This window comes from Microcoleus sp. PH2017_24_DOB_U_A (assembly GCF_020738205.1).
Taxonomy (GTDB): Bacteria; Cyanobacteriota; Cyanobacteriia; order Cyanobacteriales; family Microcoleaceae; genus Microcoleus.
In genome coordinates, this window is record NZ_JAEQCT010000045.1 from 55,374 (window position 1) to 72,417 (window position 17,044).

General features: G+C 45.4%; 19 protein-coding genes and 1 rRNA gene. 10 read left to right on the forward strand and 10 right to left on the reverse strand.

The annotated features are described in order from the left end of the window. Positions 1-56: 56 nt before the first annotated feature. The 7 genes from JGK07_RS13445 (at position 57) to JGK07_RS13475 (ending at position 5,237) form a co-directional block, all read left to right on the forward strand. Complete coding sequence (locus JGK07_RS13445) at positions 57-758, forward strand: hypothetical protein (protein ID WP_293175332.1); 702 nt, start codon at positions 57-59, stop codon at positions 756-758. 61 nt (positions 759-819) lie between these two features. Beyond that, the gene (locus tag JGK07_RS13450; protein WP_293175334.1) at positions 820-1,188 is read left to right on the forward strand and encodes a hypothetical protein; all 369 of its coding nucleotides are present in this window, start codon (positions 820-822) and stop codon (positions 1,186-1,188) included. A gap of 57 nt (positions 1,189-1,245) precedes the next feature. Beyond that, positions 1,246-2,223 (forward strand): hypothetical protein, encoded by a 978-nt coding sequence (locus tag JGK07_RS13455; RefSeq protein WP_293189454.1) that lies wholly within the window; start codon positions 1,246-1,248, stop codon positions 2,221-2,223. Between the two features lie 133 nt (positions 2,224-2,356). Next, on the forward strand, positions 2,357-3,448 hold the full coding sequence (locus JGK07_RS13460) for a hypothetical protein (protein WP_293210553.1): 1,092 nt from the start codon (positions 2,357-2,359) through the stop codon (positions 3,446-3,448). 146 nt (positions 3,449-3,594) lie between these two features. Beyond that, positions 3,595-4,317: a DUF433 domain-containing protein gene (locus JGK07_RS13465; RefSeq protein WP_293241373.1), complete on the forward strand. Its 723-nt coding sequence runs from the start codon at positions 3,595-3,597 to the stop codon at positions 4,315-4,317. Continuing rightward, the gene (locus JGK07_RS13470) at positions 4,314-4,721 is read left to right on the forward strand and encodes a hypothetical protein (RefSeq protein WP_293175342.1); all 408 of its coding nucleotides are present in this window, start codon (positions 4,314-4,316) and stop codon (positions 4,719-4,721) included. The genes JGK07_RS13465 and JGK07_RS13470 overlap by 4 nt, the downstream gene beginning before the upstream one ends. Positions 4,722-4,955: 234 nt before the next feature. After that, complete coding sequence (locus JGK07_RS13475; protein WP_293149023.1) at positions 4,956-5,237, forward strand: YiaA/YiaB family inner membrane protein; 282 nt, start codon at positions 4,956-4,958, stop codon at positions 5,235-5,237. Positions 5,238-5,413: 176 nt separating this feature from the next. On the opposite strand, the gene JGK07_RS13480 is transcribed toward JGK07_RS13475, so the two are convergent. The 4 genes from JGK07_RS13480 to JGK07_RS13495 all read right to left on the reverse strand — a co-directional run bounded on the left by JGK07_RS13480 (position 5,414) and on the right by JGK07_RS13495 (position 8,185). Further along, entirely contained in the window at positions 5,414-5,881 is a 468-nt protein-coding gene (locus JGK07_RS13480) for a ferredoxin (RefSeq protein ID WP_293204444.1), read from the reverse strand. Positions 5,882-6,375: 494 nt separating this feature from the next. Then, complete coding sequence (locus JGK07_RS13485) at positions 6,376-6,762, reverse strand: DUF1257 domain-containing protein (protein ID WP_293175346.1); 387 nt, start codon at positions 6,760-6,762, stop codon at positions 6,376-6,378. A 40-nt stretch (positions 6,763-6,802) separates the two neighbouring features. Further along, a complete protein-coding gene (locus tag JGK07_RS13490; RefSeq protein ID WP_194071124.1) occupies positions 6,803-7,012 on the reverse strand; it encodes a DUF2997 domain-containing protein in 210 nt (69 codons plus the stop codon). A 300-nt stretch (positions 7,013-7,312) separates the two neighbouring features. Beyond that, the gene (locus JGK07_RS13495) at positions 7,313-8,185 is read right to left on the reverse strand and encodes an ABC transporter permease (RefSeq protein WP_293216830.1); all 873 of its coding nucleotides are present in this window, start codon (positions 8,183-8,185) and stop codon (positions 7,313-7,315) included. 323 nt (positions 8,186-8,508) lie between these two features. On the opposite strand from JGK07_RS13495, the gene JGK07_RS13500 reads away from it, so the two are divergent. Both JGK07_RS13500 and JGK07_RS13505 read left to right on the forward strand, forming a co-directional pair. Next, the gene (locus JGK07_RS13500; RefSeq protein ID WP_293223699.1) at positions 8,509-9,837 is read left to right on the forward strand and encodes a pitrilysin family protein; all 1,329 of its coding nucleotides are present in this window, start codon (positions 8,509-8,511) and stop codon (positions 9,835-9,837) included. Between the two features lie 243 nt (positions 9,838-10,080). Then, positions 10,081-11,109: a C39 family peptidase gene (locus JGK07_RS13505; protein ID WP_293175352.1), complete on the forward strand. Its 1,029-nt coding sequence runs from the start codon at positions 10,081-10,083 to the stop codon at positions 11,107-11,109. Positions 11,110-11,283: 174 nt separating this feature from the next. Here the strand turns inward: JGK07_RS13505 and nadC are convergent, their stop codons facing one another. Then, positions 11,284-12,147, reverse strand: a complete 864-nt coding sequence (gene nadC / locus JGK07_RS13510) for a carboxylating nicotinate-nucleotide diphosphorylase (RefSeq protein ID WP_293241375.1) — start codon at positions 12,145-12,147, stop codon at positions 11,284-11,286. A gap of 211 nt (positions 12,148-12,358) precedes the next feature. Next, on the reverse strand, positions 12,359-12,925 hold the full coding sequence (locus tag JGK07_RS13515; RefSeq protein ID WP_293204435.1) for a hypothetical protein: 567 nt from the start codon (positions 12,923-12,925) through the stop codon (positions 12,359-12,361). A 130-nt stretch (positions 12,926-13,055) separates the two neighbouring features. On the opposite strand from JGK07_RS13515, the gene JGK07_RS13520 reads away from it, so the two are divergent. Next, positions 13,056-15,467, forward strand: a complete 2,412-nt coding sequence (locus JGK07_RS13520) for a calcium-binding protein (protein ID WP_293241377.1) — start codon at positions 13,056-13,058, stop codon at positions 15,465-15,467. 157 nt (positions 15,468-15,624) lie between these two features. On the opposite strand, the gene JGK07_RS13525 is transcribed toward JGK07_RS13520, so the two are convergent. The 4 genes from JGK07_RS13525 to rrf all read right to left on the reverse strand — a co-directional run bounded on the left by JGK07_RS13525 (position 15,625) and on the right by rrf (position 16,794). Beyond that, positions 15,625-16,035 (reverse strand): transcriptional regulator, encoded by a 411-nt coding sequence (locus tag JGK07_RS13525; RefSeq protein WP_293290906.1) that lies wholly within the window; start codon positions 16,033-16,035, stop codon positions 15,625-15,627. 40 nt (positions 16,036-16,075) lie between these two features. Continuing rightward, positions 16,076-16,294 carry a DUF2283 domain-containing protein gene (locus tag JGK07_RS13530; protein WP_106332875.1) on the reverse strand — a complete coding sequence of 73 codons (219 nt, stop codon included), beginning with the start codon at positions 16,292-16,294 and terminating at the stop codon, positions 16,076-16,078. Between the two features lie 11 nt (positions 16,295-16,305). Next, on the reverse strand, positions 16,306-16,560 hold the full coding sequence (locus JGK07_RS13535) for a DUF4258 domain-containing protein (RefSeq protein ID WP_293196602.1): 255 nt from the start codon (positions 16,558-16,560) through the stop codon (positions 16,306-16,308). Positions 16,561-16,677: 117 nt separating this feature from the next. Further along, positions 16,678-16,794: ribosomal RNA gene (gene rrf, locus JGK07_RS13540) — 5S ribosomal RNA — on the reverse strand. Positions 16,795-17,044: the final 250 nt, after the last annotated feature.

A 17,044-nucleotide genomic window follows, 5' to 3' on the forward strand; every position in this document is an offset into this window, starting at 1 on the left:
TTACCAATTACCCATTACCAATTACCAGCAAATAAATAACCAAGGAAAAACGAACAATGACTACTACAAAAGAAAGACCTACATTTTCAGTATTTGGAGCCAAACCGAGCAATGCTTTGCTAGTACCAGAAATCCCGATCGCAGTTCGCAACAACTGCCAAAGCGGCCAATGGGCGATCGGCGACACAGACTACGGTTCCAAGTGTTCGATCACCATCCTCAAATTTGCCAAATTCTTCGGTTCCCTCGGTCAAACTTCCCACACACTTTGGGGTCAACTTTGGTTCGTCGCAGAAACAGGCGAACTGCCCCAAGGAGTTGTGATGGTGACCTACATCAAAAACCGCAGCTTGAACGATTTTAACCGTTTAGTCGCATCAGTTCAATCGCGCGGCGTAGAGCCAGCAACCGGAATTTTTATCCCCGAATTTGTCAAACATTCCGGTCAAAAACCCGACGACAGCGGAGTAGTAAAACCGATTAATTACTACAGTTTAAAATGGTCGTGGATGGAGCGAAAAGACTGGGGAGTTATCGATCAAGCAGCAGCAGTTTTATCCGATCTGAGCAATCAATCGCGGATGATTGACTTGGAAGGAACCAGGGCTATGATTTGTTTAGATAACCTACCAGCAGCACAAGTTGCATCCTTGATGGCCGCTCACGCCAACGGTGAAAGCGATGCTATTGCTTTGAATTCCAACGGTAATATGTCGCTGCCATCAGCGGAAGACAGAGCAACTGCTGACTTGTTCTAATTTTGTGGAAAAGGCGCGATTTAATCGCGCCTTTTCCGTAACTGTGACAGCGAAAAGTAAAATGAAGAAATTAACGAAAATTAAAACCAAACCAAACCTGCAAGAAAGCCGTTTGCGAGAAAATTGCGAGCTACTCGACCAAATTCGGGCAGATACAATTAACGACATCGAAAGTCTCACCGAAGACTTCCAGCACATGAGTGTAGTTGCCGAATCTATCCGGCGAAATTACCAAGCTTTGCTCTCAGAAAATCAACTGCTTAAAGACACACTTGTAAGTATAGTTGACGATTGCGAGTGCTGGCAAGCCAATCGGTGCGCTCGCTGTAAAAAAATTCTCAAATCTCTTGAGAGCAATCATCCAAACTTCCCACCAAATGCAGCCAAAAAATATCGATCTATTCTCAGCCAACTCCGGAACTTAGGATAGTTCAACACGTCTTAGTAACAAGGTCTCGAAAAGTTTGAATCAGGAGCAACAAGCATTATGACACTAGCAAATGTTAAAGATAGCAAAGCCAAAATTTTGCAAAATTTTCAGCAGATTTTAGCTGAAAAGAAAAAAATTGAATCTAAAGTCGAAACGAAAGAACAATCAGCCGAAAAAGCTAAAAACAAACAACTCCTCGAAGTCGCCTCTACCTACACAATTGACAGCATTGTCAAAGGCTTGGCCGACTTACAATTAGATTTCGGTAGCATCACCAGCGGACTTTCCGAAAAACTGAAGGCGGAATCTTCAAAATTAGATGAGTTAAAAAAGGCGATCGACATTGAAGCTCAACAATTACAGGAGTTGCAGCAAATTCGAGTTGTAGCAGATGCCCTCCACATTTTAACTCAAGAGCATCAAGAAAAATTGACTGTACTCGAACAAAATGCTGCGAACCAACGTGAAATTATCGAAAAAGACACGACCCAAAAACGCAAGACTTGGGGGAAAGAACAGCAAGAATTTGACACCGCAGTTTCCGAAAAAACTGCATTCACAACTAAACAGCGCCAGCAGGAAGCGGCAGATTATCAATACGAATTGCAGCGCGATCGCAAAATTGAAACCGACGAATACGAAGAAACGAAGCGCAAACTAGAACGGGAATTGCAAGAGTCTACCCGCGAAAAAGATAAAAACTGGGCAGAAAGAGAAAAAGTCCTCAGCGACAATCAAGCGGAGTTTGAAAAGAATCAGACCAAAGCTGCGGGATTTGAAGAAGAACTCAAACAGGCTTACATCAAAGCTAAAGAAGAAGCAATTCAAGAAGTTTCCCGCGAAGCTAAAGTCAAGGCAGATTTAGCGGATAAAGAATGGGAAGGAAGCAAGCAGGGATATGAGTTGAAAGTACAATCTTTACAGCAGACAATGCAGCGCCAAACTGAACAAATCGCCGAAATTTCTGCACAACTGCAAGCTACGATGAAGCAAGCACAAGATTTGGCAATGAAAGCTTTTGCGAGCAAAGCTTAAAATCCGGTTGGTAGTGAGGCTTTTAGTCCTTTCCCCGGTTCGCAGTGAGGACTTTATTCATTATTTTCTCAACACTTGAGGACTGAAGTCCTTACTACGAAACAAATTCCCAAATATTAACAAATGAAAAGCCATGAACAAAAAACTTACGGACAAAAGCACTAAGGCTGAAATCTTAGAAGCGTACAAGGAAGCCGCGCAAGAAAAAGCTGCGTTAGAATTGCAAATTAAACAGCTAAATGCTTCTCCAAAACAACCAGCAGCAGCAGCAGCAGCACCAGAAAAACCTATTGTGGAGGCACAAAAACCAATGGCTTTAACTCAATCTCAACAAAAAATGCAGTCCACAATTGATAATTTAATCTTGCTACAATTTGGCTTTGGTGGCGCTGTCAGCGAGTTGTCGGAAAAATTAACTTCGGAAGCTGCTAAACTGGAAGAATTGCGGCGCACAGTGGGCGACGAAATTCAACAACTGCAAGAGTTGCACAGTTTAGAAGATGTTGCGGAAGATACGCTGGATAATTTGATTCAGCAGTACGAAGAAAGTGCGAAAACTTTTACTAACGAACTCACCGAACAGCGCGATACTGTTGAACAGGAATTGCTGGAACAGCGTCTAGCTTGGGAAAAAGAGCAGGAGTTGCAAAAGTTGGCTGTTACAGAACGCAATGAGAATCAGCAAAAAAATTGCGATCGGGATGAAGAGTTGTATGATTACGATCTGAATCTTCAGCGAGATTTGGATATCGAAGGATACGAACAGCGTCAGAAAAGACTGTATCAAGAAATTGAAGAGTTTCGTCAGGAACAGGAGAAACAGTGGGCGGAACGGGAAAAATCTATTTCGGAACGGGAAAAATTGTCTGCTGAAGTTAAGGCTAAGGTGGAAGCTTTCCCGAAGGAACTGGAAGCTAATATCAAGAATGGGAAAGATAATGGTCGCAATATTGGCAATTATCAAGCTAAGGTTAAGGCTGATTTGTCGGCTAAGGATATCGAGGGACAAAAGCAAAATTATGAATTGCAAATTCAAGGAATGTTGCAGACAATTCAAAATCAGGAATCGCGGATTGCGAGTTTGTCGAAACAGCTTGATTCTGCTTTGAAACAGGTTCAAGATTTGGCGGTGAAGGCGATTGAGGGTTCGTCGAATTTGAGTTCTTTCCAAGCTGTGAGGGAAATTGCGATCGAACAAGCCAAGACTCAGCAGAAAAATAAGTAATCCGCAGCGCTGTCAGCAGCTAAATAGGTTGCTTTAGATACCCGGTTTCTTGAAGAAGTCGGGTATCTGGGTATGGTCGGGAGAGATTTTTGCGATCGCCCGCGAACTGTGCAAAAATATAAGTATTTAGAATTAGGACAACTGCTATGGCTGATACTAACAACTTTGAACTGCGGGATATTCCGATATATTCTATCCCTCAAGCAGCACAATATCTCAGGCTGCGGAGAGATATGTTGCGACATTGGGTTGTTGGCTGGTACTCGCAAACAAAAACGGACAAGCACTTCTTTGAGCCGTTGATTGAGTTACCTCAACACAATAATCTTGAACTGCTGCCCCAGTCCAAAACTAGACTACTTTCTTTCACCAATTTGGTAGAGGCTCATGTGTTGATTGCTATTGTTAAGGCTACAGGCTTCTCCCGCCAGGAACTTAGTACGGCTCTCAAATGCGTCAACCGTAATTTTTCTAATCCTCACTTATACCCTCGAATTGAGTTTCAAGTCGAGGGAATTGCTCTTTTGTTTGAGAAATGCGGACAGAAGCTTGCAACATCGGACAGGAAGCAGGAAGCGAGGCAGATTCTAGACACTTATTTCGATCGCATTGTACGAGATGAAGCTGGATTACCTATCAAACTCTTCCCTTTCACGAAGCTACCAGGTTCCGACGAACCTAAAACAGTGATGATTGACCCCACAATCTCCTTTGGCCGCCCTGTTTTAGCTGGAACTGGCATTCCTACAGCTATGCTGGCAGAACGTTACAAGGCGGGTGATTCCATAGACGAACTTGCCGAGGACTACAATTGCTCGCGCCTCCAAATAGAGGAAGGTATTCGCTGCGAACTTCCGCTAGTAGCATGAATGAGATATTTTTTATTGACAGATGTTTAGGAAAAAAACTGGCAGATTCATTACGAAATGCGGGGGCGACAGTAGAAATTCATGACGATCATTTTAAGCAAGATGTCAAGGATGAGGATTGGCTGAGGATAGTTGGAGAAAGCAATTGGGTTGTACTTACAAAGGACAAGAAAATTGCTAGTCGTCCTTTGGAGTTATTGGCTGTGGCTCAAGGTAATGTACGGCTGTTTGCATTTGTGGGTGGCGATGTTTCTGGAGTTGTAGTGGCACAAGCTTTTGTAAATGCCTTGGAAAATATGCAACGATTTATTCGTGGGAATCAATCACCTTTCATCGCTAAGGTGTACCAGTCGGGTTTGGTAAAGCCCTGCAAGAACCGAAAAGAACTTTTGAGAATGCTCTAAAACCAGTGAGTAAATCATCCCAAATCAATCTCCCTTAGTGCAGTTTCCTAACTGTCTACTCCCACCAAGTCTTTAGAGAGCCTTAAACCCTATCTACAGCGATCGCATTTTTACTAAAAATATCGATCGCCCTGTGCACTTATCCAAACTGTCCCTATCTCTCCCGATCGCTTCATTTATACTCTCTATTCTTAAAGTTAATGAACCAAAAGATATATTTTAGATAGAGGCATTATGCAGCAACAAATTGTACGTCAAAGAGATACTAATGCTTGGATTTTACAGTGCTGGGTTTCCTTTATTCTAGCTATTTCCACTACGGCTATAGGTGTCATTTATCTGCCCGTAGATATCTGGGTAAAAAGTTTCGTGGGTATGGGTTTAACTTTTTCGGTTGGTTCGTCTTTTACTTTAGCAAAAACGATTCGGGATAACAATGAGGCAACTAGATTGACTGCGAGAATTGATGAGGCTAGAGTTGAGAAAATTCTCGCGGATCACCATCCTTTGAAATAATCTGTTGTTCATAACTTGGGGGTTGACTCGGCGGTTGAAACCGCTGCTATACAAACGAAGTCCGCCTCCGCGGACTAAGAGTCGGAGAAAGTTATATTTTGTATAAAAAATGCCCGCGCAGGCGGGCTTTGTTTTTGTCGCTACAGGTTTCAAGCTGTGGATTTTGATTGTGGGTTTCAATGGTTGTGTTTGGAGTTACGATCGCCCTTAGCCTTCTGGCGCTGGCGAACACCCGCCTGAACTGTAGCCATATCCACGGGAAAACCAACTACGGGAATCACCTGATCCTTACGCTCTTCTTCGAGGTTCTTGAGTTCGGTGTAGTCAACCCAGTGAATGCAATTTACCGGACAAGTGTCGATCGCCTCAGCAATCAACTCTTCGGAATCTCCGTCTTGTCGGACTACGCGCGATCGCCCGTAATCCGGCTCAATGTAGAAAGTATTGCGAGCAACATGGGCGCAATGCTTGCAGCCGATGCAGGTAATCTCGTCAACATAGACGCCTTTTTGGCGCAAAAATCCGCCCAACTCCGGTTCTAAACCAGTGCGATCGGGCGCATCCCGCAAAAATCCGCCCAACTCCGGTTCTAAACCAGTGCGATCGCCTGCTGTATCTATTCCGAGTCCAGAAAGCTCAGACATTTAGATCCCTCACAATATTGACACTCCCCGACCTAAAGGTACGGGGATTCTTAAGACATTTCTGTCAAAATATCCCGCGCAAGCGTGGGTTCCCAGGCTGACTACGTTTGCACTCTCAAGTGCGTAGTCATATCTCCTCAAAAATGTTTTGGGCGTAGACTTTCCCCCAGTCCGGGGGTAGGTTTTTAAATCTTGTCTGATTTGTTTATCCTACCATATTCATTTTTAAACAGTTGACAGTTGACAGTTGACAGTTGACAGTTGACAGCGAAGTGATAAGAACGGAGATTTAAACTCCGTTCTTATCACAATCTGCCTAAAGGCAGGGGCTTCAAACCCCCGCTATTCGGTGAAGATGGATTTTTTATTTTACTTAAAAATGGCAAAAAGCCGTGCTACAAGGACAGGGTTTTCAACCCAATTTTCTGATAATAAATAAGTCCGCACGGGCGGACTTGAGATGAGACTTGAATTGTAAAAATCTCAAACAACCCTTAAGCGCACCAGCGCTGAACCACCAAGCGGATCGAACCGTCTTGATTTTGCTTTTGCTCAGAAACTTGGAAACCCTGCTTAGCGCTTTCATTCACCACAGTATGGTAAGCGTAGCGCTGAGTCACCTTATTCAGAAAACGATCGACAGACCAAGCTTGCTGCCAAAATTGCAAATCCGCCACCAATTCATACTCAGTCCCGTTCCAGCTAAAACCTAAGTCATAGCCGTTTTTTTGCTCAATCACCACCTCAGCAGTGCTGGTGAGGCCGCGATAGCCGCGCACCTCAGTGGGGCCAGACTTCCAGTCGATACCCAAGTCAGTTAAAGCAGCTTCCAAAGAATTCAAATTGCGGATCTGGGTTTTAATTTGGCTAAAGTGTGACATGGTGGTTCCAAAAAAATTTAAGTGAACTGAACAAAAAAGATTACCAATCGCTAAAAGCCACTTGGGCCGTCGCTTCGGCTGACTGATGCAGCACTTGCGCGAAATATTCAGATGTTGACTCTTGATGAAGCACCACACCGAGCTGGGCTTCAATTGCTGCCGTTACCTCAGCGCAGGAAGCACCGACAATGCCGGTGACTGTTTCCTGTACGCGGCCATCTGGATAAATGACAAATTCTAGTGTTTCCATAATCCGGGCTGACTGAATAGGAACAATAATGACACCGACACCAGCAAGCCGGGGACGATGCCTCCTGAGGTCGCTTCTTAAGAGTTGGCGGACTGACAAACCGCTATATCAATTTTGACTAATTGATAGGTTTTGAGTCACAACTTAACAGAAGTTATTAATAGGTAGAAGCAATACATCAGTTGTATGTAAAGTTTCGCGTACATTGTGACACCAGTCAAGTTGATTTTAGATTTTAGATTTTAGATTTTAGATTTTGAAGCCAAAAGTATAAATTCTCCCACTGTCCGACTCTCCCCTTTAATTCCCCCTGGGGTCTAAAACGTCTCGCAGCCCGTCGCCTAAAAGGTTGAAACCCAGAACTGTCAAGGTAATCAACAAACCGGGAAACAAAATCGTCCAAGGAGACGAAAGAGCGTATCCGCCTTTGAAAGCATCGGAAAGCATCGTCCCCAACTCTGGGGCTGGCGGCTGCGCGCCCAAACCGAGAAAACCCAAACCAGCAGCTTCTAGCGTCGCTGTACCTGTGGAAAGAGTTGCTTGTACAACAAGCGGGGCGAGACTTCCCGGCAAAATGTGGCGAAAAATAATCCGCAAGTCGCTGGCGCCTAAGGCCTTGACAGCTAACACAAATTCTTGTTCTCGCAGGGATAGCACCATGCTGCGTGTGAGGCGGATGTAAATCGGAATTTGGACGACGCTGACGGCGATAATTACGCTTTGCAAGCTGGGCCCGGTGACGGTAACAATGGCGATCGCCAGTAAGATCGAAGGGAAAGCTAGCAAAATATCCGCCAAAATCCCGATCGCCACTTCAGCCCATCCGCGAAAATATCCGGCGAAGAGCCCCAACAGAGAGCCCACAAATAATCCCGCACCCACAGAAACCAGGCTGACAATCAAAGATATCCCCAATCCGTGCCATACCCGCACCAGCAAATCTCGCCCCAAACTGTCGGTTCCGAACCAATGTTTGACGCTAGGAGCCACTAATCGGGATAAATAATCGCGATCGACCGCAGCATTATAAGGGTAAATTAGGGGGGCTAACACTGCCACAACAATCAGCGCTACAGTCAAAATTAAGCCGATTTTCCCAGAGGTCGATCGCCCAAATCGCTGCCAAGCAGGCTGTGAAAATATTAAATTTTTATGCAATTTTCGATTGTCCATTGAGTGCTGTCACCAAAAAACTGAGGACTTTGCACAAATTATTAAAATAAATTAACGATCGCGATCGGCAACGACGGAGCAGCCATCGCAGAAATCTTAACAGGACTTCCGCCTAGGAGTGAGGAAAAAACCCGGTTTCTCGCAGAATATTCGGTTTGGTAACGAGGTATCTAGGAAGAAACCGGGTTTTTAGCCATTTGGTGCGTCCAAGAGTGAAAAACCAGAACGATCGCAGTTTTTATAGCCAATGGCAGATGCCAAATGCCCGATCCCTTCGTAAAAGGCCCTTTAAGATATAGAGAACAAGATCAATTTAAAAGCGCATGACATCAACCCTACTCAAAGCCTCCTCCAAATCGCCCCTCAACGCCCCAACAGTGCGCCATTTCCCCAACGGCCTCACAGTTATAGCGGAACACTTGCCGGTTGATGCGGTGAACCTCAGCGTGTGGATGAATCTAGGCTCAGCCGTTGAATCCGACGAAATCAACGGCATGGCGCACTTTTTAGAACATATGATTTTTAAGGGAACTCCCAGCATTCCTAGCGGAGAATTTGAGCGGGCGATCGAACAACGCGGCGCTGTCACCAATGCAGCTACCAGCCAAGATTACACGAACTATTACATCACTACAGCTCCTAAAGATTTTGCCGAACTAGCTCCCCTCCAAGTCGATGTCTTGCTCAACGCCAGCATTCCCGACGACGCCTTCGATCGCGAACGGCTGGTAGTATTGGAAGAAATTAGACGATCGGAAGACAATCCGCGCCGCCGCACCTATCAGCGATCGATGCAATTAGCCTTTGAAGTCCTGCCCTACAAACGACCCGTACTCGGCCCGACTTCCGTCATCGAAAATCTTACCGCCCAACAAATGCGGGATTTCCACAGCACCAGATACCAGCCAGGGGCGATGACAGCAGTCGCAGTAGGTAATTTGCCGGTCGATCGACTAATTGAAATTGTCGCAGAAAGTTTTGCCGCCAAAAGCACAGCACAAAACAGCACCATAAATCTGCCCGCCGTCAGCAGCTTTCACCCAGAATCCGAAATTCTCAACTACGGCCAAGAATCGCCATTTACCGAAACAGTCCGCCGCGAATTTGTAGACTCAGCACTTCAGCAAGCCCGACTGATTGTCATGTGGCGGGTGCCAGGTTTCGTGGAAATGTCTGAAACCTATGCCCTCGACGTTTTGGCGACAGTCTTGGGCCACGGGCGCACAACTCGCTTGGTTAAGGATTTGCGCGAAGACAGAGGGCTAGTCTCGTCAATTTCAGTCAGCAACATGACTCAGCGACTCGGCGGTGTATTCTCGATTTCTGCTCAACTAGCGACAGAAAATATAGAAGAAGTGGAAGCAGCCATCGTCGGACACATCCGCACTCTACAAACCGAACTGGTGACAGATGCCGAAATTTCCCGCATCCGCACCCAAGTAGCAAATCGGTTTATCTTCGGTAACGAAACTCCGAGCGATCGAGCAAGTTTGTACGGTTACTATCAGTCGATGGTAGGAGATATCGCTCCCGCCCTCAACTACGCAGCCTGCATCCAAGCTCAAACTGCGGAGGATATCCGGGAAGCCGCCGTCAAATATCTGTCTCCCGACGCGATGGGTGTGGTGGTAATTCGCCCCAGCGAAGCATAAAATCGACTTTTTGCTAAACAGCGCGATCGTTTCATGGCTAAGCTAGGGAGACTTGCAACGGCACCAAAAAGTTAAATCACCGTCATGTTTAATTAGAGAATACTCCGTCAAGTCCGATCGGCTGTCGCCTTAAAGATTTGTATCGAATCATGAATACAAAGTTTTTAAGGTGCGGACGATCGGTAAAATTGCCGTAAATTTCTGAGAGGATAAACTTGGAATCATTGAAGCGCGCAGGGAATCATGAAATTACAAAACTTTCTCAAGTCAAAAATTAGGTATGATTCTAGGGCGATCGCTGCGGACGACGAACTGAGCCGCCAAATTCAAAGTCGCCTCATTGACCTAGGTTTACTGAAACCTCCAGTAGACGGCATCTTTGGCCCTCTTTCTACCGCAGCCCTCCACCGATTTCAAACCCTGATGAAGTGCGGCGAACCGGGTTTTTTGGGAGCAATCACAGCCCAAAAGCTGATCGAAACCAAACCGGGGGACATTCCCAAACCTCGCCCCATCCTGAAAATCCTCAAAGACACAATTTTTAAATCAAAACCGCTGGCGTCTTCTCAACTTCAGGAAGCGGAAAAACAAGTAATCCCAGCGGGAAAAGAGTTTGAACTGCTGGCTTTTGCTCCGATTCGCGGCCATATTAGAGTTGCTCTCCGCAACGAGTCTTTCAAAGGTTCAGGGATTTGGTATGTTTACGGAGGACACGCTCAAGTTACTCTAGACGGCGTTTTGCTGTATCCCAAACCGAATCCGCCGACTGTCAGACTGGGCATTCCTTATCGATCGCAAATGGATAACTTGTACAATCCTACAGGTTCTTGCAATGTTACTTCCATCGCGATGTGTTTGGACTTTTTGAGAGTGCCCCGGCGCCAAAAAACCGGACAATATGAAGATGAACTCTACCAATATGCGATCGACAAAGGTTACAGTCGCTGGGAACCGAGAGATTTAGCCAAAATTGTTAGAGATTACGGCGCTCAAGATTACTTTACCGAGAATGCAACGATTGATGACGTTCAAGATTGGCTCGCCAGCGGAAATCCCGCTGTCATCCACGGATACTTCACATCTTTCGGTCACATTATAGTTGCCACAGGCTACGACAGCGAAGGATTCTTCGTTCACGATCCCTATGGTGAATGGTTCCCCACGGGTTATGACACAACAGTCAGCGGTTCTTACTTGCACTATTCCTATCGCTTAATCCGCAGCGTTTGTATGGCTGATGGGAATTTTTGGGTGCATTTTATCTCGAAGTAGTTGTTAAGAGTCATTAGTCATTAGTCATTAGTCATTAGTCATTATTATGTAGTGCGAGCGTCTCGCTCGCGAGATATGTCGCGAGCGAGACGCTCGCACTACATAATTCCGATGCTGCCGGATTTGATATTATTTGTTGAAGATGTCTAATGACCAATGACTAATGACCAATGACTAATGACTATTAATTTTCATGCTCAAATCCAGCCAAGTCGATCGCGTAATCGGAGCGCTAGTTGAAATATAATCAACTCCCGTTTCCGCCACACTCCTAATAGTTTCTAAAGTAACATTCCCCGAAGCTTCAATTTTTACGTGATCGCTCTTTTCGCGAATTATTGCCACGGCCTGCCGCATCAAATCGAAGGACATATTATCCAACATGATGATATCCGCCTTGTGCTGCAATGCTGTCTCTACCTCAGCCAGAGTTTCCGTTTCAACTTCGATTGTCAGCGGATAGGGGATAGAATTGCGAATTAGGGCGATCGCCTCGGCAATTCCCCCAGCCGCCGCAATGTGATTGTCTTTAATCATCACCGCGTCATCTAATCCCATCCGGTGATTGCAAGCGCCACCGATTTGAGTCGCGTATTTTTCGAGCAATCTCAATCCTGGTGTTGTCTTGCGGGTATCCACCAATTGCACGGGTAAATCGGCAATTTTGTCAACATATTTCCGAGTTAAAGTAGCGATGCCGCTCAAACGCATTGCCAAGTTTAATGCTACTCTTTCTCCCGTTAGCAGCGCATCGAAATTGCCGGAAATCTCGGCGATTACTTCTCCTTTTTCGCACAGTTTCCCTTCGGGTACTTGGGGGATGAAACTGAGGCTGCTGTCTAAAAGTTTAAATGTGCGATGTGCGATCGGCAATCCGGCTATGACTCCAGCTTCTTTGACAATCCATTTAGCAGTACCCTGGATGCTGGCTGCGGGGAATAAGGCCGATGTTGTGCGATCGCCCCTACCGATATCTTCTAGCAGCCAGTTGTGCAGTAGGGAGTCTAAAACTATCCAAGGTGGCAATATTGCTGTCATGTTTTTGTCGGTTGTTATATCGAGTTTAGTTGCGGGGCAAAAATCACCCGGCGGTTGAAACCGCGTCTACACAAACGAAGTCCGCCTTCGCGGACTAAGAGGTACAAGGGATTTGGGATGATATCTATTAGGAAGAATAGTCGATCGGGTAGTTTTCGGCAAGTTGCAAGATGATGATGGTGTGAGTGGGATTTTGGGCGATCGCCCTTATTTATGATAATTCACGCAATATTTTGTCGATTACCGCATCCGGCAAACCAAGCAACTGAGCGATTTGAGATGGTTCGATACCTTGACTGTGCAATTTACAAACAACATCAGCGACATCAATTTCTAGCCGTTCGATCTGAGTTTTAAATCTGGATTCAGTGGGGCGATCGTTGTCGGAGTTGTTAGGCGAAAAAGCACAGGGTTTGAGGTTGAGGGTGTGGACGTATTCGACGTATTGATGAATATAATCTCTACCAAAATTTGAGGTATTGCTGATATTTCTGCGATCGATCGCAGCTTTGAGATTGCCTTTTTGCATCTCTTCATCCATCACTGCGGAGAGAGTTTTGAGTAGCTTGTAGCCGACTTCTCGGACGTATTTTGTGGTGTAGCGGGTGTCGCGGGCGATCGTTTCGTAGGTTTTGCCATCATACATTCCCTGCAACACTAGCTGTTGTAGCGTGTTGAGATGTTTGCCTGTTTTTTCAAATATTAGACGATCGACCAATTTCAGCAATTCGTTATCGTCAGGGACGGCTTGCAACGGGCGATCATCGTTGGGTTGCATGGGTTAAGTGAAGAAATATAAAGTTGGGGAAACTTCGGGCTTTTTCAGTTTTTTTTGGGCTTTTTTGGTCAAGACATAGATGAGACAGGTGAGGTAAATTTCTTAAATCACTAACACTAAGCAACACGATATGCCTGACAATTTAGCTTTGCTGGACAAGAACGATGACCTATTGAACGGTAGCAGCACCAACGATGGAGCAGATTGCGGCTGTGGATCGAAAAAAGCTGCGACTCAAAAGACGCTATCAAATTCTCAGAATATCCAGAATATCTTTAGCTTGGGAAGCAACGATAGGCTAGAAAGTTCGATCGCGCCAGACTTGTTGAATGGTAACACGGGAAAGGATTTTATTTCCAGTAGTGCTGATGGGGATATCGGGCGATCGAGTTCTCAAATCACCGATGGTCGGGCTTTTCGCTTATCTGAGAGTGGCGACCTGTTTAAAGCGACACCCGATCAGTCACGTCAGTATATTCAGGGTATCCTCGGTCTGGGGGGTAACGATACACTAGAAGGCTCTCTCGCAGAAGATTTTTTGAGTGGTAACGCAGGAAACGACTTCATTTCCGGTCGTGCTGGTGACGATTTGCTCTCCGGCGGTGCCGGTGCGGATACGATCGCGGGTGACGAGGGCGATGACGTTATTAGCGGTAGCGAGGGCAACGACGTATTGCGCGGTGGAGCGGGCATAGATGCTCTCAATGGCAATCAGGGGGAAGACACGCTGTTTGGCGATGAAGGTAACGATATTTTGCGTGGCGGTCTTGGGAATGACCTTCTCAACGGTGAGGCTGGTAACGATCTGCTCATCGGCGATTTTGGTATTGATACACTAACAGGTGGCTCTGGAAACGATACATTCGTGCTGCGTTCTAATACTGGTACATCTGTCGTGAGCGAGGCAGATATTCTGACAGACTTTAATAAAAGCGAAGATTTCATTGGTATCGATCTCGATCTCACCGAGGCAGATTTAGTTCTCCAACCAACGGTCGCCAACAATCGATCGAGTACGATTATCCGTGTTGCTGGCACCAATTCAGTATTGGGAGTTGTTCAGGGGGTGGCACCTGACGATTTACGCGGTCGCTTCGTTAATCTGGATGCTAATCCCGCTCTCCCAGAAGAGACTGTCACCTATGAAGCACCAGTTGTCCGTAGTACCGGGCCGAATACCTATGATTTCATTTTGAACGGCAGCGATGGCAGTCAATATGTTGTCAATATTAAGCGATCGAGTGATGAAATCAGCGCCCGTGAGTTACGCTACCAACCAGGCCCTCAAAGCAGTATGCCCGCTCACACCCTTAACATGAGTGCTGATGGTAAGCGGATGGAGGCTCAGGTTCAAGGTTCGACCAGCAAATCAATTTTCGATCGGCAAGATGACGGTTCAATCGTTGCCAAGCGAAAAAATGGGGCTGGTAGTGAGGAGACGATTGCTACCGTAGTTGGCCCAAGTGACCCCTCAATACCAACCACGCCGACTACCCCAGTCGCACCAACACCAATAACCCCCTGCGAACTCTTTAAGGGACTTTGTGAGCTTTCAGACAAGAATAATGTCTCCGATAACCTTGCTCTAGGAGGTCTTCTCGCCGTAGGAGTTGGAACTGTGGCGGCTCCAGTGACATTAGGGACGAGCGCACTGATAGGAGCAACAGTAGGTGGTGCTTTGGAAATAGCCGCTGCTGGTGTCAAAGTGTTCGATACTGTTTGCCTTGTTCTCAATGGTAATGATGGAGATATAGCCGAGAAAGCCTTTGGTTTAATTCCTTTCGGTAAACTATTGGCTAAAGGTAGTGCACTCGGTAATGCTGTGCGTCCTCTCCAAGCTGGTGCATTGAAAGTAACGAGAAAGGCAATCAATTTTGTTACAGAAAGAAGCGAACTGGCGGCTAATGTAGTTAAGACATATGGTAAGATAGCTGCTGACGATTTGTTTGGGCAAGTGGGGGGTGCAGCAAAAGATATTGCTTATAACTTCACTTCCAAGCTTTACGACAAGGTTGCCAATACAGTCGGATTTAGCAAAGGGGATGGAATGAAGACGCTCAGAAAGAGTCTTGGACTAGATTTCTGCGATGAACCTGCGACCACTCCTGTAACACCTCAGCCAACACCATCCACTCCCTTCTTAAAAATAGAGGTAAAACCTTCTGCTATCCCTTATCAGGGGACTGCTAACCTGAATGTTAAATACGTGAATCCAAACAACAACAGCACCAATATAGAGATTTCGGGTAGTGGTCGAAGAGGTATTTCAAATCCCACCTTTCTAATTCCAGAAGATAAAAAAGGTCAAGGAGAGTTTAATTTCACTTTGACAAATATCGGTACAGAGCTAGGAGGACCGGGTAAAGCAAGCCCGAATAATTTCTTAGACGTTACGATTGGGACTGTAGGGCGAGGGCAACTATTTGATACTGTTAATTATCGTCAACAATCATTCGATCTTTTGGCAGCACCAAACGGTGTAAATAACATTTTGCCTAATGTCTATACGCTTAGTTCGGTAGAGGGCTTGACACGGCGATAATGGATATGGTTGGGCGGGCACGGGGGCACCGCCCCTACAGAAATTATTTGGTGCGATGGCTATTGGTAGATACAAGGGGCGGGTTCGCCGATCGCTCTTGCCACCCACCGATAATCTTAATAAACCCGCCCTCCCCAACCGATAAGTGCGATCGCAATTAAAGAAAAAAACTAATATCCACGTGGAAAAAATCAGCTAATTTCCGGGCTTCATCTATTTCGATCGCCCTTTCACTAACAAAAACTTTCTCAACCTCAGTTTCCGTTCCCAAAACAGGAATCAAATCAGATTTGTCCAAATCTCTCGCATCCATTAAATGTTGCAACATTGAACCACCATTTCCTGCGGGAATTGGATAATTTTCAGCCTCAAATTTTTCAATCAGCGTTATCAAAAGCTCCAGAAATAGCTCTTCCTCCTGCGATCGCATAGGGCCGTGTTCCAGTTCGCAAGCGAGAGCGATCGCAGCCTCGTTTTCTGCTTCATTGGCGATCGGTTTTGGTTGATACCGAACCACTAAATCTGTATAAGATTTTGCATCAAAAGTACGGATCATTTTTCCACTCATCCTTACTTAGATTTGCACAGGTAGCGATCGCTTTCCCTGTTTAAGCTACAGTAAAAGCTATATTTTCTAGCACCACATTAGGTACATTTCCACTACCTAAAACCTGTGTAGCATCTAAAACTTCTATCCCTACCAATAACTCATTTTCCCCAATATTTAAAGCAATTTCGTCAGTTAACTGTAAAGTGCGACACTGATGCTTACCTTCTACAAGTCTAATATAGAGAGCGTCAATTTCGGAATCATAACTAATCTTCATAAATTTTCACCTCAAAAATAAAAAGTATATACTGTGATAACGACTAACTCAGTATCAGTCTCAGCAACAATCGGTACTACTTTCTTGAGAGAGTAGAACTTATCCTGCCAATCATTATTATACTGAAAAGTAGCTTGATATTTGTACCTACCATTTTTAGCAGGTTGTCGATTACCCGTCATAATGGTATCAATAATTTCTGATTCATTTGTACCTCTTTCAATCGCTTGTTCCTGAGCATGATTAGTTAATCTAATAGGTTTCACTTTTTATTGCCCAATAAATTAAAAGTTTAAATTGCTGATTCACAATGAGTAACAACTTCCCCAAAAAACTAAAGCTCCTTTCCGTTGTTGTGGGAAAAGAGCTTTAATTTATTATTAACCTGGCACCGAGCTATTTTACCGGGCAGTGACCCGCCGAGTATCTTCGCCATAGCAACGTTTAACAACCGAGTTCGGGATGGATCGGAGTGGTTCCATTACATCATAAGCACCAGGAAAGCTTTGAAAACTTTGAATCCTGTGTCTGCGTTAAACTTGATGCGCTGCATCTCTTTCGCTCGACATTTATTACGTTACCAAACTCGCCTAAGTTTGTCAACCCCTTTTTTAAACTTTTTTTTGCTGAGATGTTGCACCTTTATCGCTGAACAGGCAAGATGCCTGTTCCACAAACAGTAAATTCTCTTGTGGGGTGGGCCGGAGAGCCCGCCCGCACCAACAGGCAAGATGCCTGTTCCACAAACAG